The 7,287-nt window shown below is 60.3% G+C and carries 5 protein-coding genes and 1 pseudogene; 4 read left to right on the top strand and 2 right to left on the bottom strand.

Annotation, left to right across the window (positions count from 1 at the left end; translation table 11 throughout):
* The first annotated feature begins 126 nt into the window (after positions 1-126).
* From glyS to ACIOUG_RS26335, 3 genes are all read left to right on the top strand, one after another.
* Positions 127-2,181 (top strand): glycine--tRNA ligase subunit beta, encoded by a 2,055-nt coding sequence (gene glyS, locus ACIOUG_RS26345; RefSeq protein ID WP_401069999.1) that lies wholly within the window; start codon positions 127-129, stop codon positions 2,179-2,181.
* A gap of 4 nt (positions 2,182-2,185) precedes the next feature.
* Positions 2,186-2,725 carry a D-glycero-beta-D-manno-heptose 1,7-bisphosphate 7-phosphatase gene (gene gmhB, locus ACIOUG_RS26340; RefSeq protein WP_171061886.1) on the top strand — a complete coding sequence of 180 codons (540 nt, stop codon included), beginning with the start codon at positions 2,186-2,188 and terminating at the stop codon, positions 2,723-2,725.
* Positions 2,726-2,807: 82 nt separating this feature from the next.
* Positions 2,808-3,587: a lysophospholipid acyltransferase family protein gene (locus tag ACIOUG_RS26335; RefSeq protein ID WP_401069995.1), complete on the top strand. Its 780-nt coding sequence runs from the start codon at positions 2,808-2,810 to the stop codon at positions 3,585-3,587.
* Positions 3,588-3,755: 168 nt separating this feature from the next.
* Here the strand turns inward: ACIOUG_RS26335 and ACIOUG_RS26330 are convergent, their stop codons facing one another.
* Complete coding sequence (locus ACIOUG_RS26330; protein ID WP_401069992.1) at positions 3,756-5,288, bottom strand: ATP-binding protein; 1,533 nt, start codon at positions 5,286-5,288, stop codon at positions 3,756-3,758.
* Between the two features lie 168 nt (positions 5,289-5,456).
* Between ACIOUG_RS26330 and ACIOUG_RS26325 the strand changes: the two genes are divergently transcribed.
* Positions 5,457-6,176 (top strand): response regulator transcription factor, encoded by a 720-nt coding sequence (locus ACIOUG_RS26325; RefSeq protein WP_401069989.1) that lies wholly within the window; start codon positions 5,457-5,459, stop codon positions 6,174-6,176.
* A gap of 138 nt (positions 6,177-6,314) precedes the next feature.
* On the opposite strand, the pseudogene gyrB reads toward ACIOUG_RS26325, so the two are convergent.
* Positions 6,315-7,287: pseudogene (gene gyrB, locus ACIOUG_RS26320) on the bottom strand (DNA gyrase subunit B); the annotation flags it as partial.

Genomic DNA, 7,287 nt, shown 5'->3' with positions numbered 1-7,287 from the left:
TCGGTCCCCTGTACAACCACAAAATCTTGCGCACTCTTTGTGCAGCCACCCGCTTGGCCTGAACTCCGTCCCGCAGGACCGGGGTCGCCATCGGTAAGAAGTACTGGCCAAGCTGGAGGCTGCACAATGAGTGCGCAAGATTTTCTGGTTGAACTGGGCACCGAAGAACTGCCACCCAAAGCCCTGAACACCCTGGCTGAAGCGTTCCTCGCCGGTATCGACAAGGGCCTGCAAGCTGCCGGCCTGAGCTACGAAAGCAAAACCGTCTACGCCGCGCCGCGTCGTCTGGCCGTGCTGATCACGGCGCTGGCCACCCAGCAGCCGGATCGCAGCATCAACCTCGATGGCCCGCCACGTCAGGCCGCATTCGATGCTGAAGGCAACCCGACTCAGGCAGCCCTGGGCTTTGCCAAAAAGTGCGGCGTCGAGCTGAGCGAAATCGACCAGAGCGGTCCGAAACTGCGCTACAGCCAGAACATCGCCGGCAAGCCGACCGCGAGCCTGCTGCCGACCATCGTCGAAGATTCGCTGAACGACCTGCCGATCCCGAAACGCATGCGTTGGGGTGCGCGCAAGGAAGAGTTCGTGCGTCCGACCCAGTGGCTGGTGATGCTGCTCGGTGACCAGGTCATCGACTGCACCATCCTCGCGCAAAAGGCTGGCCGCGATTCTCGTGGTCACCGTTTCCACCACCCGGAAAGCGTGCGCATCGGTTCGCCGTCGAGCTATCTGGCCGACCTGCGTGCCGCTTATGTCCTGGCCGACGCCAACGAGCGTCGCGAGATCATCAGCAAGCGCACCGAAGAACTGGCAACCCGTCAGGAAGGCACCGCAATCGTGCCGCCGGCGCTGCTCGATGAAGTGACCGCGCTGGTTGAATGGCCGGTGCCGCTGGTGTGCTCGTTCGAGGAACGCTTCCTCGACGTGCCGCAGGAAGCACTGATCACCACCATGCAGGACAACCAGAAGTACTTCTGCCTGCTGGATGCCGACGGCAAGTTGCTGCCACGGTTCATCACCGTCGCCAACATCGAAAGCAAGGACCCGCAGCAGATCATCGCCGGTAACGAGAAAGTGGTTCGCCCACGCCTGACCGACGCCGAGTTCTTCTTCAAGCAAGACAAGAAGCAGAAACTCGAAGATTTCAACCTGCGCCTGCAGAACGTGGTGTTCCAGGAAAAACTCGGCAGCGTCTACGACAAGGCCGAGCGCGTGTCGAAACTGGCGGCCTACATTGCCGCACGTATCGGCGGCAACGCTTCGTGGGCGGCCCGTGCCGGCTTGCTGTCGAAGTGCGACCTGGCCACCGAAATGGTCGGCGAGTTCCCGGAGATGCAAGGTGTCGCCGGTTACTACTACGCGCTCAATGACGGCGAGCCGGAAGACGTCGCGCTGGCGCTGAACGAGCAGTACATGCCACGCGGTGCTGGTGCTGAGCTGCCGGCGACCCTGACCGGTGCAGCCGTTGCGATCGCCGACAAGCTCGACACCCTGGTCGGGATCTTCGGTATCGGCATGCTGCCAACCGGCAGCAAAGACCCGTATGCCCTGCGCCGTGCGGCCCTCGGCGTGCTGCGTATCCTGATCGAGAAAAAACTCGACCTTGATCTGAACGATGCCGTGGCTTTCGCCGTGGCCGCGTTCGGTACCAAGGTCAAGGCTGCCGGCCTGAACGACGCGGTGCTGGAATTCATCTTCGACCGTCTGCGTGCGCGTTACGAAGACGAAGGCGTCGATGTCGCCACCTACCTGTCGGTACGTGCGCTGAAGCCGGGTTCGGCGCTGGACTTCGACCAGCGTGTGCAAGCGGTTCAGGCCTTCCGCAAACTGCCGGAAGCGGCAGCGCTGGCGGCGGTGAACAAGCGTGTGTCGAACCTGCTGAGCAAAGTTGAAGGTTCGGTACCGACCGAGGTGCAAGCCAAGTACTTCGACAACGCCAACGAGTTCTCGCTGTACTCGGCGATCCAGCAAGCGGACCAGGCTGTACAGCCAATGGCCGCAGCGCGTCAGTACAACGAATCGCTGGCACGTCTGGCCGCTCTGCGTGAGCCGGTGGACGCGTTCTTCGACGCGGTGATGGTCAATGCCGAAGACGCCAATGTGCGGGCCAACCGCTACGCGCTGCTGGCGCGTCTGCGTGGTCTGTTCCTGGGCGTTGCCGACATTTCGCTGCTGGGTTGAGGGATTGCTGTTGAAACTGCTGATTCTCGATCGGGACGGAGTGATCAATTACGACTCCGACGCTTACATCAAGTCGGTGGAGGAATGGCTTCCACTGCCCGGCTCGATCGAGGCGATTGCGCAGTTGAGCAAGGCCGGCTGGACGGTGGCGGTGGCCACCAACCAGTCGGGCATCGCTCGCGGCTATTACGACCTCGCCACCCTCGACGCCATGCACGCGCGCCTGCGCGAACTGGTGGCGGCGCAGGGTGGGGAAGTCGGGTTGATCGTGTACTGCCCGCATGGACCGGACGAGGGTTGCGATTGCCGCAAGCCGAAACCGGGAATGTTGAAAACCATTGCGGCGCATTACAACGTGGCGCTGACGAATGTCTGGTTCGTCGGCGACAGCCTTGGTGACCTGGAGGCCGCCAAAGCCGTCGATTCTCAACCCGTTTTGGTAAAGACCGGGAAAGGCGAAAAAACTCTGGGCAAGACTCTTCCGGTCGGCACCCTGATTTTTGACGATCTGGCGGCGATTGCCGCAGAACTTATCCACAACTAGAGTGCTTCTGAAGTTCCTGACCAGGGATTGATCGGGAGTGCGCTTGAACAGTCGGGCATTGCCCGTAACGGTAAACGTCGCCATGTCGATACTGCAGGCCATCAGAATTTTTCTCTTTTACCTGCTGCTGGGCACCACTGCCTTGCTGTGGTGCAGCCTGAGCTTTTTTATCGCGCCCTTTCTGCCGTTCAAGGCGCGCTATCGTTTCATCAACGTGTACTGGTGCCGTTGTGCCTTGTGGTTGACCAAGGTGTTTCTCGGCATTCGTTACGAGATCAAAGGCGCGGAAAACGTGCCGGACCAGCCCTGCGTGATTCAGTCGAACCACCAGAGCACTTGGGAGACGTTCTTTCTCTCCGCTTATTTCTCGCCCTTGAGCCAGGTGCTCAAGCGTGAATTGCTCTACGTACCTTTCTTCGGCTGGGCCATGGCCATGCTGCGGCCAATCGCGATTGACCGCGACAACCCGAAAGCCGCGCTCAAACAAGTCGCGGCCAAAGGCGATGAACTGCTCAAGGACAATGTCTGGGTGCTGATCTTCCCGGAAGGTACCCGCGTTCCTTACGGTACCGTCGGCAAGTTCTCCCGCAGTGGCAGCGCGCTGGCGGTGAATGCGGCGCTTCCGGTGCTGCCGATTGCACACAATGCCGGCAAATTCTGGCCGAAAATCGGCTGGGGCAAGCAGCCGGGCGTGATCACTGTGGTCATCGGCGAGCCGATGTATGCCGAAGGCACGGGCCCGCGCGCCATCGCCGATCTGAACGACCGGGTGCAGGCTTGGAACGAGCAGACTCAGCGCGAAATGGGCTCGCTGCCACCGGCACCGCAGGCACCTGCTGCGAATGATCAGGTGGCTGTCTGAGATTTTGTGGATAACCTGTGTACGGTTTTGTTGAAAAGGCCTGAATCTTTCATTTAACTAGCTGATTTACTTATATATTTCTCAAGCTCATAAAACACCGTAAAAGGTGCATAAGTTTTTTTCGGAAGTAAAAAAACCGGCTGATATAGCCGGTTTTTTTGTGCCCGTTCACTCGACGATCAGCGGTAGCTGCAGCCGGAACGTGGTGCCTTGATCGACGATGCTGTGGCACTCGATGTTACCGCCATGATGATCGACCACAGCCTTGACCATCGACAGCCCTAGGCCTACGCCATCAATCCCCTGCGCCGATGAAAAGCGCCGGTATTGAGTGAACAGATCCGGCAATTCTTCGGCGGCGATGCCTTTGCCCTGATCGGTCAGTTCACAGAACAGCCAGTCGCCGCGACAACTGACACTCAACTCGATCGTTGTGTCGGCCGGGCTGTACTTGATCGCGTTCTCCAGCAGGTTGAACAACGCGCGGGTCAGCAGACCTTGATCGGCGTTGATCAGACGCTCCTGGGATTGTTCATCCATTTGATGAAGCAACTTGATGCTTTTCTGCTGGGCGATGGGCAGCGCCTGATCCAGCACGTCCAGCACCAGCATCGCGAACAGACTGGGCTGGAACTGATAAGCCTCGGACTCGGCCCGCGCCAGCAGAACGAAACCGTCAGTCAGATCGAGCGCCCGGCGTACCTGGCGCTCGATCTGCTCGAACAGCGGTGAATCTGCTCCGGCTTGATGACGATGCACATCGAGCAGAGCGAGGATCGCCGAATGCGGGGCGCGCAGATCGTGGGACAGAAAACGCAGCAGTACGCCGCGTTGTTCTTCAGCGGCGCGTTCTGCACTCAAGTCGGTGAGGCTCAGCAGCCAGCCAATGGGAGTATCGCCGTCCACCGGCAGCAATGCCGCCCGCTCCAGACGCAGGCTGCGTTCCTTGTGATCGCGAAACTCCAGCAGCGCCAGGGCAGACAATGCCGGACGCGGTTCTGTGGACAACTCCGGGTAACCCAGGCGGGCCAGTTGCTCGAGAACGTCGTCACCAACCAGCGGGTGATCGAACAATACCCGGGCCTTGCGATTACCCAAGAGGATCTGCCCCTTGGGATCGCTGATCAGCGTCGCCACCGGCAGGTATTCCAGACCATCGGCAATGAAACGCCGGGTATCGCGGGTGCGGCTCATGGCTTGCTCCAGCGCCATGATCTGCCCCTGCAGCTGGTCAGCGCTGGTGAATTTTGCGCGGCGCCGTTCGGGGAACACTTTCGGCTCGCGGTCCAGCCGCGCCAACTCCCAGCCAAAGTAAGTCAGCACCACACTCAGGCGCCGCCAGTTCCAGATCAGGTAGCCGAACAACATGCCCAGCGCCGCCGGCGTCGGTGACCACCAGTGCCGAACTTCCGCCAGCCCGGCGCTGGTCAGCAACACGCACGCCACCCCGCCCAATGTTACCCAGATCGCCCAGCGCGGGCGCCACAACAGCAAGCCGAGTACGCAGGCTACCAGCCCTACCGAAAGCAGCGCACTCCACATCGGTACCACGTCATGTAGATTGATCTGCGCGCGATACGACAACAAGGCAGTCAGCGGCAACAGCACTAGACTTATCCACAGCCACTCACGCACCAGCCGTCGAAACAGACGCTGGACCTGACTCGGCTCGCGGCTTTCACGCCGACGCGGGCTATTCATGACAAACCGGGCAGGGGACAGTGAATGGTTTCATGGGTCACAGGTCTGAGGACATAGATCCGAAGAATCATAGCGGACGTCGACCGATGGCGAACTGCTTACTTTTATCCCACAGGCCAAGCCGTTATGGTGGCCGGCCACTGCCCAAGCAACAAGGAACCCACGCGTATGCGCGTTGCGATACTGGACGATGAACCCGCCGAACTGCGTCGGGTCGAGCAAACCCTGCAGCAGATGGCTGCGGCGGGAGACCAGCCCTGGTCGCTGCACAGTTTTGAGCGGGGCGAGGACCTGCTGCGCCAGTTGCGCCGGGACACTTTCGACCTGCTGATCCTCGACTGGCAACTGCCCGACCTGACGGGCCTGGCGCTGCTGCGCTGGACCCGTGAGCACATGGAGTCGCCACCCGCCGCGATCATGCTGACCAGCCGCGACGGCGAAAGCGATATCGTCCAGGCGCTGAACGCCGGCGCCGACGATTACGTCAGCAAACCGTTCCGCCCCAACGAGCTGAAAGCCCGAGTCGCCGCCGTACTGCGCCGGCACAGCCAGCAACGCAGCAGTGCTGCCGAAGTCCTGACCTTCAATGACCTGACCTTCGACGATGCCGAACTGAGCGTCACCCGCGAGGGCAGGGCGGTCATCATGACGGAGCGCGAATACCGCCTGGCACGCTGCCTGTTCAGTAACCTGGGTCGGCCGTTGTCGCGGGAGTACCTGTACGAACGCTTCTGGCCCCACGAAGAAGTCGCTTCGTCACGACCGCTGGATACGCACATCTATCGCCTGCGCAACAAGCTGGGGCTGACGGCAGATCGCGGTTGGCAGTTGCTGACGATTTATGGGTATGGGTATCGGTTGGAGAGTGTGACGGTTGCATCCGAGTAAAAATCAAAAGATCGCAGCCTGCGGCAACTCCTACCGGTAATCCATGTAGGAGCTGCCGTAGGCTGCGATCTTTTTTTGATCTGCCAATAAAAAGGCCAACGCTTGAGCGTTGGCCTTTTTGTTTGCCGCCGACCGGGATCAGAAATCCAGGTTGGAAACCGCCAACGCATTGCTTTCGATGAAGTCACGGCGAGGTTCGACCGCATCACCCATCAGGGTGTTGAAGATCTGATCCGCGCCAATGGCGTCTTCGATGGTGACTTTCAGCATGCGGCGCACGCTTGGGTCCATGGTGGTTTCCCACAGCTGGTCCGGGTTCATTTCGCCCAGACCTTTGTAGCGCTGGATGGTGTGGCGCTTGGTGCTTTCGGCCATCAGCCAGTCGAGGGCTTCCTTGAACTCGGTGACCGCTTTCTTGCGCTCGCCACGCTGAATGTACGCGCCTTCGTCGAGCAGGGTGCTCAATTGAGCGCCGAGGGTGACGACGGTCTTGTAGTCGTTGCTGCCGAAGAAGTCGCGGTTGAAGGTGACGTAGTTCGACAGGCCGTGGGAGATCAGCTCGACCTCTGGCAGCCAAACGCCGCGTTCACGATCTTCACGCAGGCTGGCCTTGTAGACCAGACCCGACTTCTCGACGGTGCGCAGACGCACTTCGTACTGAGCCAGCCAGTCCTGCATCTTGGCGTGGTCGCCGAGCATTTCCAGGCTCACGGCCGGCAGGTAGATGAAGTGTTCGGTCAGTTCCTGCGGGTACAGGCGCGACAGACGCTTGAGGGTCTTCATCACCATGCGGAAGTCGTTGACCAGACGCTCGAGCGCTTCACCGGAAATGCCCGGGGCCTCTTCGTTCAGGTGCAGGCTCGCGTCTTCCAGGGCCGACTGCGTCATGTACTCTTCCATGGCGTCGTCGTCTTTGATGTATTGCTCTTGCTTGCCTTTCTTGACCTTGTACTGCGGAGGCTGTGCGATGTAGATGTAGCCGCGCTCGATCAGCTCCGGCACCTGACGGAAGATGAAGGTCAGCTGCAGGGTACGGATGTGGGAACCGTCGACGTCAGCAGCGGTCATGAGGCTGTGGTTGTGATAGCGGCGGGTGGGGAGGGGGTGCGCT

It is taken from the genome of Pseudomonas sp. NPDC087803, assembly GCF_044742995.1.
In the GTDB taxonomy this organism is placed as follows: Bacteria; Pseudomonadota; Gammaproteobacteria; order Pseudomonadales; family Pseudomonadaceae; genus Aquipseudomonas.
The sequence above is the reverse complement of the archived record's forward strand: the minus strand, read 5'-3'. Positions and strand labels throughout refer to the sequence as shown.

What these genes read in the sequence shown, in the direction of transcription:
- glyS (WP_401069999.1), top strand. Translation starts at nt 127, where the DNA reads ATGAGTGCGCAAGATTTTCTGGTTGAACTGGGCACCGAAGAACTGCCA.
- ACIOUG_RS26335 (WP_401069995.1), top strand. Translation starts at nt 2,808, where the DNA reads ATGTCGATACTGCAGGCCATCAGAATTTTTCTCTTTTACCTGCTGCTG.
- ACIOUG_RS26330 (WP_401069992.1), bottom strand. Translation starts at nt 5,288, where the DNA reads ATGAATAGCCCGCGTCGGCGTGAAAGCCGCGAGCCGAGTCAGGTCCAG.
- ACIOUG_RS26325 (WP_401069989.1), top strand. Translation starts at nt 5,457, where the DNA reads ATGCGCGTTGCGATACTGGACGATGAACCCGCCGAACTGCGTCGGGTC.